Origin of the sequence: Streptomyces sp. NPDC088706 (assembly GCF_044752765.1) — a bacterium.
Lineage (GTDB): Bacteria > Actinomycetota > Actinomycetes > Streptomycetales > Streptomycetaceae > Streptomyces.
Map to the genome: position 1 here is coordinate 324,341 of NZ_JBIVLW010000001.1, position 16,165 is coordinate 340,505.

Annotated in this window: 17 protein-coding genes and 1 riboswitch; of the genes, 10 read left to right on the forward strand and 7 right to left on the reverse strand. The window is 72.2% G+C overall.

What is annotated here, in order from left to right; genetic code table 11:
- Positions 1 to 31 precede the first annotated feature (31 nt).
- Positions 32 to 144, forward strand: a riboswitch (TPP riboswitch).
- From thiO to ACIQAK_RS01520, 5 genes are all read left to right on the forward strand, one after another.
- Positions 142 to 1,350, forward strand: a complete 1,209-nt coding sequence (gene thiO, locus ACIQAK_RS01500; protein WP_366388323.1) for a glycine oxidase ThiO — start codon at positions 142 to 144, stop codon at positions 1,348 to 1,350. Its footprint overlaps the riboswitch before it by 3 nt.
- Entirely contained in the window at positions 1,347 to 1,559 is a 213-nt protein-coding gene (gene thiS, locus ACIQAK_RS01505) for a sulfur carrier protein ThiS (RefSeq protein ID WP_366388322.1), read from the forward strand. Before thiO ends, thiS begins: the two co-directional genes overlap by 4 nt.
- A gap of 2 nt (positions 1,560 to 1,561) precedes the next feature.
- Positions 1,562 to 2,356, forward strand: coding sequence for a thiazole synthase (locus ACIQAK_RS01510; protein ID WP_032759507.1), 795 nt, complete (start codon positions 1,562 to 1,564; stop codon positions 2,354 to 2,356).
- Between the two features lie 103 nt (positions 2,357 to 2,459).
- Positions 2,460 to 4,388, forward strand: coding sequence for a Stk1 family PASTA domain-containing Ser/Thr kinase (pknB, locus tag ACIQAK_RS01515; RefSeq protein WP_366388321.1), 1,929 nt, complete (start codon positions 2,460 to 2,462; stop codon positions 4,386 to 4,388).
- A gap of 6 nt (positions 4,389 to 4,394) precedes the next feature.
- Positions 4,395 to 5,252, forward strand: coding sequence for a deoxyribonuclease IV (locus ACIQAK_RS01520; protein WP_366388320.1), 858 nt, complete (start codon positions 4,395 to 4,397; stop codon positions 5,250 to 5,252).
- Here ACIQAK_RS01520 and ACIQAK_RS01525 read toward each other — a convergent pair.
- Complete coding sequence (locus tag ACIQAK_RS01525; RefSeq protein ID WP_366388319.1) at positions 5,249 to 5,881, reverse strand: sulfite oxidase-like oxidoreductase; 633 nt, start codon at positions 5,879 to 5,881, stop codon at positions 5,249 to 5,251. The genes ACIQAK_RS01520 and ACIQAK_RS01525 overlap by 4 nt on opposite strands.
- A 151-nt stretch (positions 5,882 to 6,032) precedes the next feature.
- Between ACIQAK_RS01525 and bfr the strand changes: the two genes are divergently transcribed.
- Positions 6,033 to 6,512, forward strand: coding sequence for a bacterioferritin (bfr, locus tag ACIQAK_RS01530; RefSeq protein ID WP_366388318.1), 480 nt, complete (start codon positions 6,033 to 6,035; stop codon positions 6,510 to 6,512).
- A gap of 30 nt (positions 6,513 to 6,542) precedes the next feature.
- Here bfr and ACIQAK_RS01535 read toward each other — a convergent pair whose 3' ends face one another.
- Together ACIQAK_RS01535 and ACIQAK_RS01540 are read right to left on the reverse strand one after the other, a co-directional pair.
- A complete protein-coding gene (locus tag ACIQAK_RS01535; protein WP_366388317.1) occupies positions 6,543 to 6,839 on the reverse strand; it encodes a (2Fe-2S)-binding protein in 297 nt (98 codons plus the stop codon).
- Positions 6,840 to 7,012: 173 nt separating this feature from the next.
- A complete protein-coding gene (locus tag ACIQAK_RS01540; RefSeq protein WP_366388316.1) occupies positions 7,013 to 8,359 on the reverse strand; it encodes a class II 3-deoxy-7-phosphoheptulonate synthase in 1,347 nt (448 codons plus the stop codon).
- Between the two features lie 102 nt (positions 8,360 to 8,461).
- Between ACIQAK_RS01540 and ACIQAK_RS01545 the strand changes: the two genes are divergently transcribed.
- Both ACIQAK_RS01545 and ACIQAK_RS01550 read left to right on the forward strand, forming a co-directional pair.
- A complete protein-coding gene (locus ACIQAK_RS01545; RefSeq protein WP_106429850.1) occupies positions 8,462 to 8,530 on the forward strand; it encodes a trp operon leader peptide in 69 nt (22 codons plus the stop codon).
- A 129-nt stretch (positions 8,531 to 8,659) separates the two neighbouring features.
- Complete coding sequence (locus ACIQAK_RS01550; protein WP_366388315.1) at positions 8,660 to 10,558, forward strand: anthranilate synthase family protein; 1,899 nt, start codon at positions 8,660 to 8,662, stop codon at positions 10,556 to 10,558.
- Positions 10,559 to 10,569: 11 nt separating this feature from the next.
- Here the strand turns inward: ACIQAK_RS01550 and ACIQAK_RS01555 are convergent, their stop codons facing one another.
- From ACIQAK_RS01555 to ACIQAK_RS01570, 4 genes are all read right to left on the reverse strand, one after another.
- Complete coding sequence (locus ACIQAK_RS01555) at positions 10,570 to 11,565, reverse strand: 2-hydroxyacid dehydrogenase (RefSeq protein WP_366388314.1); 996 nt, start codon at positions 11,563 to 11,565, stop codon at positions 10,570 to 10,572.
- A gap of 63 nt (positions 11,566 to 11,628) precedes the next feature.
- Positions 11,629 to 12,345, reverse strand: coding sequence for a response regulator transcription factor (locus ACIQAK_RS01560; protein WP_366388313.1), 717 nt, complete (start codon positions 12,343 to 12,345; stop codon positions 11,629 to 11,631).
- Entirely contained in the window at positions 12,342 to 13,592 is a 1,251-nt protein-coding gene (gene macS / locus ACIQAK_RS01565; protein ID WP_366388312.1) for a MacS family sensor histidine kinase, read from the reverse strand. The genes ACIQAK_RS01560 and macS overlap by 4 nt, the downstream gene beginning before the upstream one ends.
- Positions 13,593 to 13,622: 30 nt before the next feature.
- Entirely contained in the window at positions 13,623 to 14,432 is an 810-nt protein-coding gene (locus ACIQAK_RS01570) for a lysophospholipid acyltransferase family protein (RefSeq protein WP_366388311.1), read from the reverse strand.
- Positions 14,433 to 14,664: 232 nt separating this feature from the next.
- On the opposite strand from ACIQAK_RS01570, the gene ACIQAK_RS01575 reads away from it, so the two are divergent.
- Entirely contained in the window at positions 14,665 to 15,444 is a 780-nt protein-coding gene (locus ACIQAK_RS01575) for an alpha/beta fold hydrolase (protein WP_366388310.1), read from the forward strand.
- The gene (locus ACIQAK_RS01580; RefSeq protein WP_366388309.1) at positions 15,437 to 16,165 is read left to right on the forward strand and encodes a hypothetical protein; all 729 of its coding nucleotides are present in this window, start codon (positions 15,437 to 15,439) and stop codon (positions 16,163 to 16,165) included. The genes ACIQAK_RS01575 and ACIQAK_RS01580 overlap by 8 nt, the downstream gene beginning before the upstream one ends.

A 16,165-nucleotide genomic window follows, 5' to 3' on the forward strand; every position in this document is an offset into this window, starting at 1 on the left:
CCGTGGGCGAGTGGGTCTAGGCTGGCCACGGTAGAACACTCGCGGGAGCCCGGACGCACCGGGCTGAGAGGGAGGCTGGAGCGCCTCCGACCGTACGAACCTGATCCGGGTCATGCCGGCGAAGGGAGGGGCTGGACACCCATGCGCGTCTCGGGGAAAGCCTCCGGAATCCCGGGGGGAAGCTCAGGATCCGACGTCCTCGTCATCGGGGGCGGCGTCATCGGCCTGGTCACCGCGTGGCGGGCGGCCCAGCGCGGGCTGGCCGTCACCGTGGCCGATCCCGATCCGGGCGGCGGGGCCGCCCAGGTCGCGGCGGGCATGCTGGCCGCCGTCACCGAACTGCACTACGGCGAGGAGATGTTGCTCGGCCTCAACCTCGCCTCCGCCGCCCGCTATCCGGAGTTCGTCGCGGAGCTGGAGGCGGCGAGCGGCCGGGAGACCGGTTTCCGTACCTGCGGCACGCTGGCCGTCGCGCTGGACTCCGACGACCGCGCCCATCTGCGGGAGCTGCACGCCCTCCAGGAGCGTTCGGGCCTGGAGTCGGTCTGGCTCAGCGGCCGTGAGTGCCGACGCCTGGAGCCGATGCTGGCGCCGGGCGTGCGGGGCGGGCTGCGGGTCGACGGCGACCACCAGGTGGACCCGCGCCGGCTCGCCGCCGCGCTGCTGGCCGCCTGCGAGCGGGCGGGGGTCGCCTTCCACCGGGCCCCGGCCGAGCGGCTCACCGTCGCCGGGGGCCGGGCGGCCGGAGCCGTACTCGAAGGCGGTACGAAGCTCAAGGCCGACCAGGTCGTCCTCGCGGCGGGCAGCCTCAGCGGCCGGCTCGCGGGGCTGCCGGAGGAGGCCGTGCCGCCGGTCCGCCCGGTCAAGGGCCAGGTCCTGCGGCTGACCGTGCCACCGGCGTACGCCCCCTTCCTCAGCCGGACCGTGCGCGCCGTGGTCCGGGGCGGCCACCTCTACCTCGTACCGCGCGAGAACGGCGAGCTGGTCATCGGTGCCACCAGCGAGGAGATGGGCTGGGACACCACGGTCACCGCCGGCGGGGTGTACGAGCTGCTGCGCGACGCCCATGAGCTGGTACCCGGCATCACCGAGCTGCCGCTCACCGAGACCCGGGCCGGTCTGCGCCCCGCGTCGCCCGACAACGCACCCCTGCTCGGCCCGACCGCCCTGCCCGGTCTCCTCCTCGCCACCGGCCACCACCGCAACGGCGTCCTGCTGACGCCCGTCACCGGTGACGCGATGGCCGAGGTGCTGACCACCGGCGAGCTGCCCGAGGTGGCCCGCCCCTTCGCCCCGGGCCGGTTCGCGTCCGCCGTCGCCGCCCCCGTACTCCAGGAGCAGCCCGCATGAGCCCGTCCGTATCCGTCTCGGTGAACGGGGAGCCGCGCACCCTCGACGCGGGCACCCCGCTGGACCGCCTCGTCGCCACCCTGACCGCCGCGCCGTCCGGGGTCGCCGCCGCGGTCAACGAATGTGTCGTGCCGCGCGGCCGGTGGGCCGCCACCACGCTCGGCGAGGGTGACCGCGTCGAGGTCCTGACCGCCGTACAGGGAGGCTGACCGTGTCCGACGACGTCTTCACCCTGGGGCCCGCCACCTTCGGATCGCGGCTGATCATGGGCACCGGCGGCGCGCCGAGCCTGGAGGTGCTGGAACGCTCCCTGATCGCATCGGGGACCGAGCTGACCACGGTCGCCATGCGCCGGCTCGACCCGACCGTGCAGGGCTCGGTCCTCTCCGTGCTGGAGCGGCTCTCCATCCAGGTGCTGCCGAACACGGCGGGCTGCTTCACCGCGGGCGAGGCGGTGCTGACCGCGCGGCTGGCCCGGGAGGCGCTCGGGACCGACTGGGTCAAGCTGGAGGTGGTGGCCGACGAGCGGACGCTGCTGCCGGACCCGATCGAGCTGCTGGACGCGGCCGAGATCCTGGTCGACGACGGGTTCACCGTGCTGCCGTACACCAACGACGACCCGGTCCTCGCCCGGAAGCTGGAGGACGTGGGGTGCGCGGCGATCATGCCGCTCGGCTCCCCCATCGGCTCCGGGCTCGGCATCCGCAACCCGCACAACTTCGAGCTGATCGTGGAGCGGGCCGGGGTGCCGGTGATCCTGGACGCGGGGGCCGGGACCGCGTCGGACGCGGCGCTGGCGATGGAGCTGGGGTGCGCGGCTGTGATGCTCGCATCGGCGGTGACCCGGGCCCAGGAGCCGGAGCTGATGGCCGCCGCGATGCGGCACGCGGTGGACGGCGGACGTCTGGCGTACCGGGCGGGCCGCATTCCGCGCCGGCACTTCGCCGAGGCCTCCTCGCCGGTGGACGGGCGGGCGGCGCTCGACCCCGAGCGCCCGGCGTTCTGACACTCCCGCCGGGGAGTGTGCCGTGTCACGGATCGGTCCTGGAACGGCTCCGGGAGTGCCCCGGCCCGTCCGGGGTGTCGGTGGCGGCTCGTAGACTCTCCGGGTGGACACGACCCTCCAGGACCCTCTCGTCGGGCAGCTGCTCGACGGCCGGTATCGCATTGAGGCGCGCATCGCCGTCGGCGGGATGGCCACGGTCTACCGGGCCGTGGACATCCGCCTGGACCGGGTGCTCGCCCTCAAGGTGATGCACCCGGCGCTCGCCGTCGACGCCGCCTTCGTCGAGCGGTTCATCCGTGAGGCCAAGTCGGTGGCCCGGCTCGCCCACCCCAATGTGGTCGCGGTCTTCGACCAGGGCGCCCAGGGCGCGTACGTCTACCTCGCCATGGAGTACGTGGCGGGCTGCACCCTGCGCGACGTCCTGCGCGAGCGCGGCGCGCTCCAGCCCCGGGCCGCGCTGGACATCCTGGAGCCGGTCCTCGCCGCGCTCGGCGCGGCCCACCGGGCCGGGTTCGTGCACCGCGACATGAAGCCGGAGAACGTGCTGATAGGGGACGACGGGCGGGTCAAGGTCGCCGACTTCGGCCTGGTCAGGGCGGTCGGCACGGCCACCGACACCACCGGTTCGCTACTGGGCACGGTCTCGTACCTGGCGCCCGAGCAGATCGAGCACGGCACGGCCGACACCCGCAGTGACGTGTACGCCTGCGGGGTCGTGCTGTACGAGATGCTGACCGGCGCCAAGCCGCACACCGGCGAGAACGCCGCCCAGGTCATCTACCAGCACCTCAGCACCGACGTCCCGGCCCCGTCCGCCGTCGTGCCGGGGCTCCCGGTCGCGCTGGACAGCCTGGTGGCGAGCGCGACCGCCCGCACTCCCGAGGTGCGCCCGCACGACGCGGTGCTGCTGCTGGCCGAGGCTCTGGAGGCCCGCGCCACGCTGACCGACGCCGAGCTGGACGCCGTACCGCCGCAGGCGCTGTCGGACACCCACGACGGCGCTCAGGACCGTACGAGCGTCATCCCGCGGGCCCTTCCGGCGGACGGCGACGCCGGTGGCGTGCACCGCACCAGTCGCCTGGAGGTTCCGCCACCGGCCCCGGCGCCCCGGCGCAGGGCCGGCCGGCGCGGACCGTTCGGCGGGCCGCAGCGCAAGCTGGCCACGGTGCTCAGCGCCGTCCTGCTGACCTTCGGCATCGGGACGGGCGTCTGGTACATCAACTCCGGCCAGTTCACCCAGGTCCCCTCGCTGCTCGGCCAGAGCCAGAAGGCGGCCGAGCAGCGGCTCGCGGACACCGGACTCGAACTGAAGGGGGTCGAGCGGGTCTTCAGCGACACGGTCGAACGGGGTTCGGTGGTCGGCAGCGATCCCGCCTCGGGCGACCGCATCCGGGGCAACGGCTCGGTGAAGCTCGTCGTCTCGCGCGGCCCGGAGATCGTCCGGGTGCCCGATGTCGCGGGCTCCTCCCTCGGCGACGCCCGGCGCTCGCTGAAGGAGGTGGGCCTGGCCCCCGGCATGGTGACCAGGGAGTTCAGCCAGGACGTGGCGCGCGGCGAGGTGATCCGTACGGAACCCCGCGCGGGCACCGACCGGCACCCGGACACCGCGGTGGCCCTGGTGGTCAGCAAGGGCAGCCCCGTCGACGTCCCCGACGTCACCGGGCTCTCGGTCCAGGACGCCACCGCCGAGCTGAAGGAGGAGGGGCTGAAGGTGAAGGTGCTGCCCGGCCGGGTCCATTCCTCCGAGGCCGCCGGGGACATCGCCCGGCACTCCCCGGACGCGGGCGCCGAGGCGGCCGAGGGCGACACGATCGAGCTGACGGTCTCCAAGGGCCCCCGGATGCTGGACGTCCCCGACATCACCGGCCGGGACGTGGACGAGGCCAGGACCACCCTGGAGGAGGCGGGTTTCGAGGTGAAGGTCGACCGGCCGTTCCTCTCCTTCAGCGACACCGTCGCGGACCAGTCGGTGAAGGGCGGCGAGCAGGCCCCCGAGGGCTCCACCATCACCATCGAGACCAAGGGGTTCTAGGACCACATGCGTAACCCGGTAGGCGGACATGTCCCGGTGGCCGGCGGTCTCGCCAAGGTCGGCCTGGAGTACGCCCGTGAGCTGGCGGCCGAGGCCGTGCAGGTCTTCGTCGCCAACCCGCGGGGCTGGGCGACGCCCGTCGGGAACCCGGCCCAGGACGAGCTGTTCCGCTCGGAGTGTGCGGCTGCGTCGATCCCGGCGTACGTCCACGCCCCGTATCTGATCAACTTCGGCTCGCACACCGAGGCGACCGTGAGCAGGTCGGTGGAGTCCCTGCGCCACTCGCTGCGGCGGGCCCGGGAGATCGGGGCGCTGGGCGTGGTCGTGCACACCGGCTCGGCGACGGGCGGGCGGCCCCGCGCCGAGGCGCTGGCCCAGGTGCGGGAGCACCTGCGGCCGCTGCTGGACGAGCTGACGCACGACGACGACCCGTATCTGCTGCTGGAGTCCACCGCGGGCCAGGGCTCCTCGCTCTGCTCCCGTACGTGGGACTTCGGGCCGTACTTCGAGGCGCTGGACTCCCACCCCAGGCTGGGCATCTGCCTGGACACCTGCCACATCTACGCGGCGGGCCACGACCTGACCGGCCCCTCGGGGATGCGGCAGACGCTCGACCTGCTGGTGGCGACGGTCGGTGCGGGCCGGCTGAAGCTGATCCACGCCAACGACTCCAAGGACGTCGTGGGCGCCCACAAGGACCGGCACGAGAACATCGGCGCGGGTCACATCGGTGCGGAGCCCTTCCGGGAGCTGTTCGCGCATCCGGCGACCGCGGGCGTACCGCTGATCATCGAGACGCCCGGCGGCAAGGAGGGGCACGCGGCGGACGTGGCCCGGCTGAAGGCGCTCCGGGAGAGCCGCTAGAGCTCGGGGCCGTCCCCGGGCTCCTCCTGGTAGGAGTAGCGCTGCTCGCTCCAGGGGTCGCCGATGTTGTGGTAGCCCCGCTCCTCCCAGAACCCGCGCCGGTCGGCCGTCATGTACTCGACGCCGCGGACCCATTTCGGGCCCTTCCAGGCGTACAGGTGGGGGACGACGAGGCGGAGCGGGAAGCCGTGCTCGGCGGTGAGGAGTTCGCCGTCCTTGTGGGTGGCGAAGAGGGCGCGTTCCGAGGCGAAGTCGGCCAGGCGCAGGTTCGAGGAGAAGCCGTACTCCGCCCAGACCATCACATGGGTGACGTCGGGCGCGGGCGGTGCCAGGTCGAGCACCGTTCGGGCGAGGACCCCGCCCCATTCGGCACCGATCATGCTGAACTTGGTCACGCAGTGCAGATCGGCGACCACCGAGGAGAACGGCAGCGCCGAGAAGTCCTGGTGGTTCCAGCAGTGCTTGTCGCCGTCGGCGGTGGCCCCGAAGACCCGGAACTCCCAGCGCTCGGGCTTGAACTTGGGAACGGGCCCGTAGTGGGTGACCGGCCACCCACGCTGCAGTCGCTGTCCCGGCGGAAGCTCGGGCTGCTCTGCCGCGCGGTGTTCCCGGCTTTCCGGCTGACCCATGCCTCCATGGTGACAGACAGGCAGGGGTGGTCATGACCAGGGCAGCGCCCCATGGGGTCAACTCGTACTAAGCGTGCACTTACTGGACGGCCGCTGGGCGCAGTGCGAGGATGCGGCCACCTTGTCGATCACGTTTGGAAGGAGCTTTGCGATGCAGGGCGACCCCGAGGTCCTTGAGTTCCTCAATGAGCAGCTGACCGCCGAATTGACCGCCATCAACCAGTACTTCCTGCATGCGAAAATGCAGGACAACTTCGGCTGGACCAAGCTCGCCAAGTACACCAGGGCCGAGTCCTTCGACGAGATGAAGCACGCCGAGATCCTCACCGACCGGATCCTGTTCCTGGACGGGCTGCCCAACTACCAGCGGCTCTTCCACGTCCGGGTGGGCCAGACGGTCACCGAGATGTTCCAGGCCGACCGCCAGGTCGAGGTGGAGGCGATCGACCGCCTCAAGCGCGGTATCGAGGTGATGCGCGCCAAGGGCGACATCACGTCCGCGAACATCTTCGAGGCCATCCTGGCGGACGAGGAGCACCACATCGACTACCTCGACACCCAGCTGGAGCTGGTGGAGAAGCTCGGTGAGCCGCTCTACATCGCCCAGCTGATCGAGCAGCCGGAGAGCTGAGCGGGCCGCTCGGGAAGCACGGCGGGCCGGTCAGGCGGCGTCGGAGAACCGCACGTCCCCGACCGCGGACAGGGCCACCGCTGCCGCCGGGGCCATGACCGGCGCGGTGACGGGATGCGTGACGGAGGCCGCCACGGGCTCCCGCTGCGCCACGAGGTCGCGGCGCGAGAGGTCACGCCCCAGCAGGGCCTGGATCCGGCGGACACAGCCGCCGCAGTCCGTGCCGGCCTTGCAGGCCGAGGCGATCTGGCGCGGGGTGCAGGCCCCTGCGTCCGCATGCTTCTTGACCTGTGCCTCGGTGATCCCGAAGCAGGAGCAGACGTACATGCGGTTCACCTCCCTGCGGGCCGGTCGCTGGTGCCGTCCCCGTCTTCGTCGGTGAGGCTAACCTAACCTTACCCGTCTGCCAAGGCGCGCAAAAGTCCTGGAACGGCCGGTGGGGCACGGATCACATGGATCCGTGCCCCACAGGTGCCTCCGGCGGGAATTCCAGGGAACTCCTACTGGTCGCGGTACATCTCGGCGACGAGGAAGGCCAGGTCGAGCGACTGGCTGCGGTTGAGCCGCGGGTCGCAGGCCGTCTCGTAACGCTGGTGCAGGTCGTCCACGAAGATCTCGTGGCCGCCGCCCACGCACTCGGTGACGTCGTCACCGGTCAGCTCCACGTGGATGCCGCCCGGGTGGGTGCCGAGGCCCTTGTGGACCTCGAAGAAGCCCTTAACCTCGTCCAGGACGTCGTCGAAGCGGCGCGTCTTGTGGCCGGAGGCGGCCTCGAAGGTGTTGCCGTGCATCGGGTCCGTCACCCACGCCACGGTGGCGCCGGATGCGGTGACCTTCTCCACCAGCTCGGGAAGCCTGTCGCGGACCTTGTCGGCGCCCATGCGGACGATGAAGGTCAGCCGGCCGGGCTCGCGCTCGGGGTCCAGGCGGTCGACGTAGCCGAGCGCCTCGTCGACGGTGGTCGTCGGGCCGAGCTTGATGCCGATCGGGTTGCGGACCTTCGAGGCGAACTCGATGTGCGCGCCGTCCATCTGGCGGGTGCGCTCACCGATCCAGACCATGTGGCCGGAGGTGTCGTACAGCTCGCCGGTGCGCGAGTCCGTCCGGGTCAGCGCCGTCTCGTAGTCCAGCAGCAGGGCCTCGTGCGAGGCGTAGAACTCGACCGCCTTGAACTCGGCCGGGTCGGTGCCGCACGCCTTCATGAAGTTGAGCGCGTTGTCGATCTCGCGGGCCAGGGCCTCGTAGCGCTGGCCGGCGGGGGACGACTTCACGAAGTCCTGGTTCCAGGCGTGGACCTGGTGCAGGTCGGCGTAGCCACCGGTGGTGAAGGCACGGACCAGGTTCAGCGTGGAGGCGGACGCGTGGTACATCTGCTTCAGCCGCTCGGGGTCCGGGATCCGGGCCTTCTCGGTGAAGGCGAAGCCGTTCACCGAGTCGCCGCGGTAGGTCGGCAGGGTCACGCCGTCGCGGGTCTCGGTCGACTTGGAGCGCGGCTTGGAGTACTGGCCCGCGATCCGGCCGACCTTCACCACGGGCACGGCGGCCGCGTAGGTCAGGACGGCGCTCATCTGGAGCAGCGTCTTCAGCTTGGCCCGGATGTGCTCGGCCGACACGGCGTCGAAGGCCTCGGCGCAGTCGCCGCCCTGCAGCAGGAACGCCTCGCCCTTGGCGACGGCTCCCAGGCGGGCGCGCAGCTGGTCGCACTCGCCCGCGAAGACGAGCGGCGGATACGACGCGAGGTCCGCGAGTACATCGCGCAGGGCCTCGGAGTCGGGGTACTCGGGCTGCTGCGCCGCGGGAAGGTCTCGCCAGGTGTTGCCACCGGCGACGGAGGTATTGGCGTTCACGGTCACACGGACAACACTACGGGGTCGCGGGAGGCGTCCATCCGAGCGCTCAATAGTTGAGACACCCGCTCCGATGCCCGGAACGTCCGCTAGGGTCGCAGCATGTCGACGCAACAGATCCAGATCTCGATCCAGAACTGGTGGTGGACCGCTCATCCGGCGGCCCGCTGACTCATCGCGCTGACACACTCCGCGAAGGCCGCCCGAGGGGCGGCCTTTTCCGCGTTCCGGAGCCGTTCCTCCCCCCTGTGAATCCCGTACGGAGCCCCGTACGGGCCGTCCGGAAGGAACCCCGCTCCCATGTCCCGTACCGCGCCCCGCACCGCCCCCGACCTCATCCGCCGGCTGGTGGCCGACGACGCCCCGCCCTTCGCCCTGCTGCGCCGGCGCACGCCCGGCCGTGACCACGATCACGTGGAGGTGCTGATCGGTCGGGTGCGGGAGGTGGAGCGGCTGGCCGATCTGCCGGTGGGCGCGTCGCCCGCGCTGGCCCTGGTGCCGTTCCGGCAGATCGCCGAGCGCGGCTTCGACGTGCGGGACGACGGGACGCCGCTGAGCGTGCTGGTCGCGGAGGAGAGTCACGAGCTGGAGCTCACCAGCGTGCTGGCCGCGCTGCCCGCCCATGACGTGACGGTGGAGGACCGCGGCTTCGACGTGCCGGACGGGGAGTACGCGGAGATCGTCCGGCGGGTGATCCGGGACGAGATCGGGCAGGGCGAGGGCGCGAACTTCGTGATCCGGCGGACGTTCCGGGGCGAGATCCCGGGGTTCGGACGGGCGGACGCGCTGGCCCTGTTCCGGCGGCTGCTGGCGGGTGAGCGGGGCGCGTACTGGACGTTCGTGGTGCACACCGGGGCCAGGGCGCTGGTCGGGGCGAGCCCGGAGGTGCACGTGCGGATGTCGGGCGGGACGGTGGTGATGAACCCGATCAGCGGGACCTACCGCTACCCGGCCGAGGGTCCCACCGCGACAAGCCTGCTGGCGTTCCTCGGGGACCGCAAGGAGAGCGAGGAGCTGTCCATGGTGGTCGACGAGGAGCTGAAGATGATGTGCACGGTGGGCGACAGGGGCGGGGTGGTGGTCGGGCCCCGGCTCAAGGAGATGGCCCACCTCGCCCATACGGAGTACGAGCTGCGCGGCCGCTCCTCGCTGGACGTGCGGGACGTGCTGCGCGAGACCATGTTCGCGGCGACCGTCACCGGCTCCCCGGTGCAGAACGCCTGCCGGGTCATCGAGCGGTACGAGAAGGGCGGGCGCGGCTACTACGCCGGGGCGCTGGCCCTGCTGGGCCGGGACGCGAACGGGGCGCAGACGCTGGACTCCCCGATCCTGATCCGGACGGCCGACATCGCCCCGGACGGGAGCCTGGCGGTGCCCGTCGGCGCCACCCTCGTACGCCACTCGGACCCGGAGAGCGAGGTCGCCGAGACGCACGCCAAGGCGGCCGGGGTGCTCGCCGCGCTGGGGGTGCGGCCGGGGCGGCCGGAGGCGGAGGCGGGGCGGCCGCAGCTGGCGGCCGACCCCCGGGTGCAGGCGGCGCTGGACGACCGGCGCGGCTCTCTCGCCCCGTTCTGGCTGCGGATGCAGGAGCGCGGCCGGGACCTGGCCGGTCACGCGCTGGTGGTGGACGGCGAGGACACGTTCACCGCGATGCTGGCCCACCTGCTGCGTTCCTCGGGCCTGGAGGTCTCGGTGCGCCGGTACGACGAACCGGGGCTGCGCGAGGTGGTGCGGGCGCACCGGGGGCCGGTCGTGCTGGGGCCCGGCCCGGGGAATCCGGGCGACCTCGCGGACCCGAGGATGCGGCTGCTGCGGGAGCTGGCGGCCGGGCTGGTGCGGGAGCACCGGTACGGGCTGCTGGGGGTGTGCCTCGGGCACGAGCTGATCGCGGCGGAGCTGGGCCTGGAGATCGTGCGCAAGACGGTGCCGTACCAGGGGGCGCAGAGTCGGATCGAGCTGTTCGGGCGGCCGGAGACGGTGGGCTTCTACAACAGCTTCACCGGGCGGTGCGACTCCCCGGCCGCCGCCGAGCTGGCCGCGCACGGGATCGAGGTGAGCCGGGACGAGGAGAGCGGTGAGCTGCACGCGCTGCGCGGGCCCGGCTTCGCCTCGGTGCAGTTCCATCCGGAGTCGGTGCTGACGGTGCGGGGGGCCGCCATCGTGACGGAGCTGCTGGCGGGGCTGCCGGTGCTGAGCTGAACCCCTCCGGTTCAGCTACGCGGCACGAGCACGTTCTCGCTAGTGCGGCGGGCCAGGTAGTCGGTGACGTTCCGAACCGTCGTGTCGATGATCTGGCCCACCGCGTCCTCGGTGTAGTACGCCTGGTGGGAGGTGACGATGACGTTCGGGAAGGTGACCAGCCGGGCCAGGGTGTCGTCGTCGACGCCCTCCAGGGACTTGTCCAGGAAGAAGAGCCCGGCCTCCGCCTCGTACACGTCGAGTCCGACGCCGAGGAAGCGCCCGGCGCGCAACTCGGTGACCAGGGCGGCGGTGTCGATGAGGCCGCCGCGGCTGGAGTTGACCAGGATGGCCTCGTCCTTCATCGACTTGAGGGCGGCCTCGTTGATGATCTGCCGGGTGGCGGGGAGCAGCGGGACGTGCAGGCTGATCAGATCGGCCTCGGCGAAGAGCCGCTCCTTCTGCACGTACTCCATGCCGAGCTGGCGGCAGGCCGGGTTCTCCACGACGTCCCAGCCGAGCAGTCTCATCCCGAAGCCGTGGGCGATCCGGGTGAACGCCTCACCGATCTTGCCGGTGCCGACCACGCCGACGGTCCGGCCGTGCATGTCGCGGCCGAGCAGCCCGTCGAGGCGGAAGTCGAAGTCGCGGGTGCGGCTCGCGGCCCGGATGACGCGCCGGTTCGCCGCCATGGCCAGGGTCCAGGCGAATTCGGCGACCGCGTACGGCGAGTAGTACGAGACCCGGGCGACGCGCAGGGCGAGCCGTTCGGCGACGTCCAGGTCGATGTTGTTGAAGCCGGTGGAGCGCTGGGCGATCATCTGCGTGCCGCCGGCGGCCAGGGTCTGGAGCGCCTCGGCGTCGAGGTCGGCGTTGACGCTGGTGGAGATGATCTCGTACCCCGCCGCGATCGGGGCGGTGTCCCGGTTCAGGAAGACGTCCAGGCAGCGGACCTCGTGCAGCCCCCGGAAAGCCCGCTCGATCAGGGGCCGCTCGTCGGACTGCACACCGAAGGCCAGGATCTCCATAGCGCGAATATACGACCCCGCCCCCGGACCCGCCGGTCCGGACGGGCCGGCCGGAGGTCCCGGTCAGACGTCGTCGAGGCCGCGTTCGATCGCGTACCGCACGAGCTCCACCCGGTTGTGCAGCTGGAGCTTGCCGAGGGTGTTCTGCACGTGGTTCTGGACGGTGCGGTGCGAGATGACCAGGCGTTCGGCGATCTGCTTGTACGAGAGTCCCTTGGCGACCAGCCGCAGGACCTCGGTCTCCCGGTCGGTCAGCCGCGGGGCCTTCGGCTCGTCGGATGCCGCGGGCAGCGGGTCGGAGGCGAGCCTGCGGTACTCGCCGAGGACCAGACCCGCGAGACCCGGGGTGAAGACCGGGTCGCCGGCGGCGGTGGAGCGGACGGCCTCGGTCAGCTCCTGGGTGGAGGCGGATTTGAGGAGATAGCCGGTGGCGCCGGACTTCACCGCCTCCAGGACGTCGGCGTGCTCGCCGCTGGCGGAGAGGACCAGCACGCGCAGTCCGGGGTGGGCCGGGACCAGCTCCTTGCAGACCTGGACGCCGGGCATACCGGGCAGGTTCAGGTCGAGGACCAGGACGTCGGGGCCGGCCGCCTTGGCCCGGCGGACCGCCTGCGGGCCGTCGCCGGCGGTCGCCACGACGTCGAAGCCCGACTCGGCCAGGTCGCGGGCGACCGCGTCGCGCCACATCGGGTGGTCGTCGACCACCATGACCTTGATGGGCCGGCCGGCGGCCCCCTGGTCGTCCTGTGCCGCGTCCTGCGGTGCGTTCTGTGTGCTCATCGGGCCGATCCTGCCTTCCCCCGGGAAACCTTCGGTGCTTTCGGAACCTTCAACTCGACCTCGGTGCCCTGTCCCGGCACCGAGATCACCTCGGCCGTGCCGCCGAGATCGCGCAGCCGGCCGCGGATGGAGAGCGCGACCCCCAGCCGCCCCTCCCCCTCCGCCTGGGCGAGGCGCCCTTCCGGGATGCCCGGGCCGTCGTCCCGGACGGTGACGACGACCTCGCCGGGCTCGTCCTCGACCAGGATCCACGCCTGGGCGTCCGCTCCGGCGTGCACCCGCACGTTGTCCAGGGCGGCACCGACGGCGGCGGCCAGCTCCCGGGCGGCCGCCGCCGGCAGGACCACCGGAGCGCCGGGCTCCGCGAAGCTGGTACGGGAACCGGCGTGCGGGGCGAGCAGGGCGCGCAGGTCGCAGGTGGCTCCGCCGCCGGGGCTCTCCTCGTCCACGTCGACCGTGCGGACGACCGCGCCGTCGGCGGCGTCCTCGGAGACCCGGGTCGGCGGCACCAGACCGCTGGAGACCAGGGTGCGCAGGGCGACCTCCTGCTCCCCGGCCATCCGGCCCAGCTCGGCCGCCTCGCCGCCGATCGCGGTGCCCCGGCGCTGCACCATCGCCAGGACCTGGAGGACGCTGTCGTGGATGTCCCGGGCGAGCCGTTCGCGTTCGCGGGTGGCGGCCTCGATCTCCAGGGCGCGGGCCAGGGTGCGCTCACTGGCGCGGGCCACCTCGACGACGTACCCGATGGCGATGGAGGCGACCCAGACCAGCAGGACGTTGTGGAAGGTGTCCCGGCTGGGCTCGCCGCGCTGGACGATGTTGGCGGCGGCGACGAAGGTGGAGGCGAAGGCCGCCCACCGCCAGCCGCCCTTGATGGCGAAGGCGAGGACCGAGCCGGCCGTCCAGATCGAGGGCAGCGTCGGCCCGTCGAGGGTCTGGGAGTGGACGTCGGCGAGCGGGGTGAGCAGGATCCCGGTCAGCGCGACGACGAGGTCCGCGCCGAGGAAGCGCTTGGTGCAGCTCGCCGCCGAGCGGACCTTGGGCAGGGTGGCGAGCGTCCACACGAAGAGGAACGCGAGGTAGGCGATGGCCACCCAGGGCCGCTCGAAGGGCTCCCGGCCGACGTTGTCCTTGGCGAAGAGCGCGAGCAGCAACGCGTAGATCATCGTCAGAACGCGGTAGCCCGTCAGCGCACGCCACAGCGGCTGCTCGACCGACATCCGGACGACCCGCTCACGCTCGGCCATGGCCCCACCCCCCGACGGTGAACGACGCGGTTACGCGCCGGACCGTTCCGTTCCACTGCCGTCGCCCGCGGCCCCGGCCCCCGGCACGCGTCCGTTCCCGTCGCCGGCGGCCGCCTGCTTCCGGTCGCGCTTGGCCTCCTCCGCCCTGGCCTTCGCCTCGTCGGCGATCTGGCGCTTGGCGGCGGTGGCGTAGATGTCCACGTACTCCTGGCCGGAGAGCTTCATGATCTCGTACATGACCTCGTCGGTCACCGAACGCAGGATGAAGCGGTCGCCGTCCATGCCCTGGTAGCGGCTGAAGTCCAGCGGCCTGCCGATCCGGATGCCGGGGCGCATCAGCTTGGGCATCACCTGGCCGGGCGGCTGGATCTTCTCGGTGTCGATCATGGCGACCGGGATGACGGGGGCCCCGGTGGCCAGCGCCACCCGGGCCAGCCCCCCGGGCTTGCCGCGGTAGAGGCGGCCGTCGGGGGAGCGGGTGCCCTCGGGATAGATGCCGAAGAGTCCGCCGCTCTCGACGACCTGGATGCCCGCCCTGATGGCGGCCTCACCGGCGCCGCGGGCTCCGGAGCGGTCGACGGGGAGCTGGCCGACGCCCTTGAAGAAGGCGGCGGTGAGCTTGCCCCTCACCCCGGGCGCGGTGAAGTACTCGGCCTTGGCGATGAACGTGACCTTGCGGTCCAGGACAGCCGGCAGGAAGAACGAGTCGGAGAAGGAGAGGTGGTTGCTCGCGAGGATCGCCGGCCCCCGCTCGGGGATGTTCTCCAGGCCCTCCACCCACGGCCGGAAGGCGAGCTTCAGGGACCCGCCGATGGAGAACTTCATTGCGCCGTAGATCAACTGTGGTGCCTCCTGTGTGCTGTCGGTCAGACCTTAACCTGTGCGGTCCTGCGGCCCGGGGCCCGCACGGGCCGTGGGCGGCTGCCCTACAGCCGGGCGGGGGCGGGTGGCGGGGGCCGTGACGGCCCTGGTCGGTGTCGGTCCGGTCGCGTACGGTGAAGTCATCCGTCGAGCACGTCCCTGGTGCGCGGCCCGCCCCCGCCCCGCCTCACTTCACGAACAGGAGACCCCGGTGCCGGTCCTCCCTGGAGCCGAGCCGTTCCGCCACGAGGGCGGAGAGGCCGGCGTCCTCCTCTGTCATGGCTTCACCGGATCGCCGCAGTCGCTGCGCCCCTGGGCCGACCATCTCGCCGAGCGCGGGCTGACCGTCTCGCTGCCGCTGCTGCCGGGCCACGGCACCCGCTGGGAGGACATGGCGGTCACCGGCTGGCAGGACTGGTACGCGGAGGTGGACCGCGAGCTGCGGGCGCTGCGCGAGAGGTGCGACCGGGTCTTCGTCTTCGGCCTCTCCATGGGCGGCGCGCTGAGCCTGCGGCTGGCGGCCAAGCACGGGGACGCGATCAGCGGTCTGGTGCTGGTCAACCCGGCCAACAAGGTGCACGGCCTCTCCGCGTACGCGCTGCCGGTCGCCCGCCATCTGGTGCGTACGACGAAGGGGGTGGCCGACGACATCGCGCTCCCGGGTTCGCACGAGGTCGGCTACACCAAGGTGCCGCTGCACGCCGCCCACTCGGTGCGCAGGTTCTTCCGGCTGGTCGACGGCGAACTGCCCCAGGTGACCCAACCGGTGCTGCTGCTGCGCAGCCCGCAGGACCATGTCGTACCGCCAGCGGACAGCGCGCGGATCCTGAGCCGGATCTCCTCCACGGACGTCTCGGAGATCCTGTTGGAACAGAGCTACCACGTGGCGACGTTGGACCACGATGCGGAGCGGATCTTCGATGAGAGCTACCGGTTCATCGGCCGTCTCGCACCGAGCGTCGGGAAGAAGGGGAGCACGACCGGTGGCTGAGCACGACGCGGAACGCACAGGCAGCGACGAGGAGCGCGAACCGCGCCCCACGGAGAGCGCGGCGGTCCCGGAGGGAACCAAGCCGGTGGGCGCTGAGGGAGCGGGACCGGAGGGCGCGGGTCCGGGGAAGAGGGCGGACGAGGAGCGGGCGATCGACGAGGACGCGGCCTGGGCCGCGATCGTCGCGGGGTACGGGGAGGAGCCGCCGGACCCGCCGGGCGCCAAGCCCTTCAAGTCGATCGAGGACCTCGCCCTGCTGGAGGACGACCAGCGCAACGTGGTGGGGCCGGACAACGGCCGCGCCGGGGACCCGGCGGACAAGGGGTCGGGAAAGACGCCCCCGAAACCGCCGGAGAAGAAGCCCCTCGGCAGCTCCGTCGTCTTCGCGCCCGGCGTCGCCGGACCCCGCGACTACGAGTTGCCCGAGTCCAAGGACGACGGCATCGACGAGCCGGACGACGGCGAGGAGGGCCACTTCGTGCCCCCGGAGCCGCCGGCGCTGCCGGAGGCCGACGTCACGGCGAAGTTCGCCTGGCTCGCGGTGATCGGCGGGCCGGTCCTGATGCTGCTGGCGGTGCTCCTGCGGTGGGAGATGACGTGGTGGCTCAGCACGCTCTGCATCGGCGGCTTCCTGGGCGGCTTCGCCACCCTGGTGGCCCGGATGCCGCACGACGACGATGACGACACCTACGGCGACCCGGGGCGCGGCGCCGTCGTGTGA

Excerpts from the sequence above, each read along its gene's own strand:
- ACIQAK_RS01535 (WP_366388317.1), bottom strand. The coding sequence starts at position 6,839 with ATGTACGTCTGCTCCTGCTTCGGGATCACCGAGGCACAGGTCAAGAAG.
- ACIQAK_RS01520 (WP_366388320.1), top strand. The coding sequence starts at position 4,395 with ATGCGTAACCCGGTAGGCGGACATGTCCCGGTGGCCGGCGGTCTCGCC.
- thiS (WP_366388322.1), top strand. The coding sequence starts at position 1,347 with ATGAGCCCGTCCGTATCCGTCTCGGTGAACGGGGAGCCGCGCACCCTC.
- macS (WP_366388312.1), bottom strand. The coding sequence starts at position 13,592 with ATGGCCGAGCGTGAGCGGGTCGTCCGGATGTCGGTCGAGCAGCCGCTG.
- ACIQAK_RS01550 (WP_366388315.1), top strand. The coding sequence starts at position 8,660 with ATGTCCCGTACCGCGCCCCGCACCGCCCCCGACCTCATCCGCCGGCTG.
- ACIQAK_RS01555 (WP_366388314.1), bottom strand. The coding sequence starts at position 11,565 with ATGGAGATCCTGGCCTTCGGTGTGCAGTCCGACGAGCGGCCCCTGATC.
- bfr (WP_366388318.1), top strand. The coding sequence starts at position 6,033 with ATGCAGGGCGACCCCGAGGTCCTTGAGTTCCTCAATGAGCAGCTGACC.
- ACIQAK_RS01560 (WP_366388313.1), bottom strand. The coding sequence starts at position 12,345 with ATGAGCACACAGAACGCACCGCAGGACGCGGCACAGGACGACCAGGGG.
- ACIQAK_RS01525 (WP_366388319.1), bottom strand. The coding sequence starts at position 5,881 with ATGGGTCAGCCGGAAAGCCGGGAACACCGCGCGGCAGAGCAGCCCGAG.
- thiO (WP_366388323.1), top strand. The coding sequence starts at position 142 with ATGCGCGTCTCGGGGAAAGCCTCCGGAATCCCGGGGGGAAGCTCAGGA.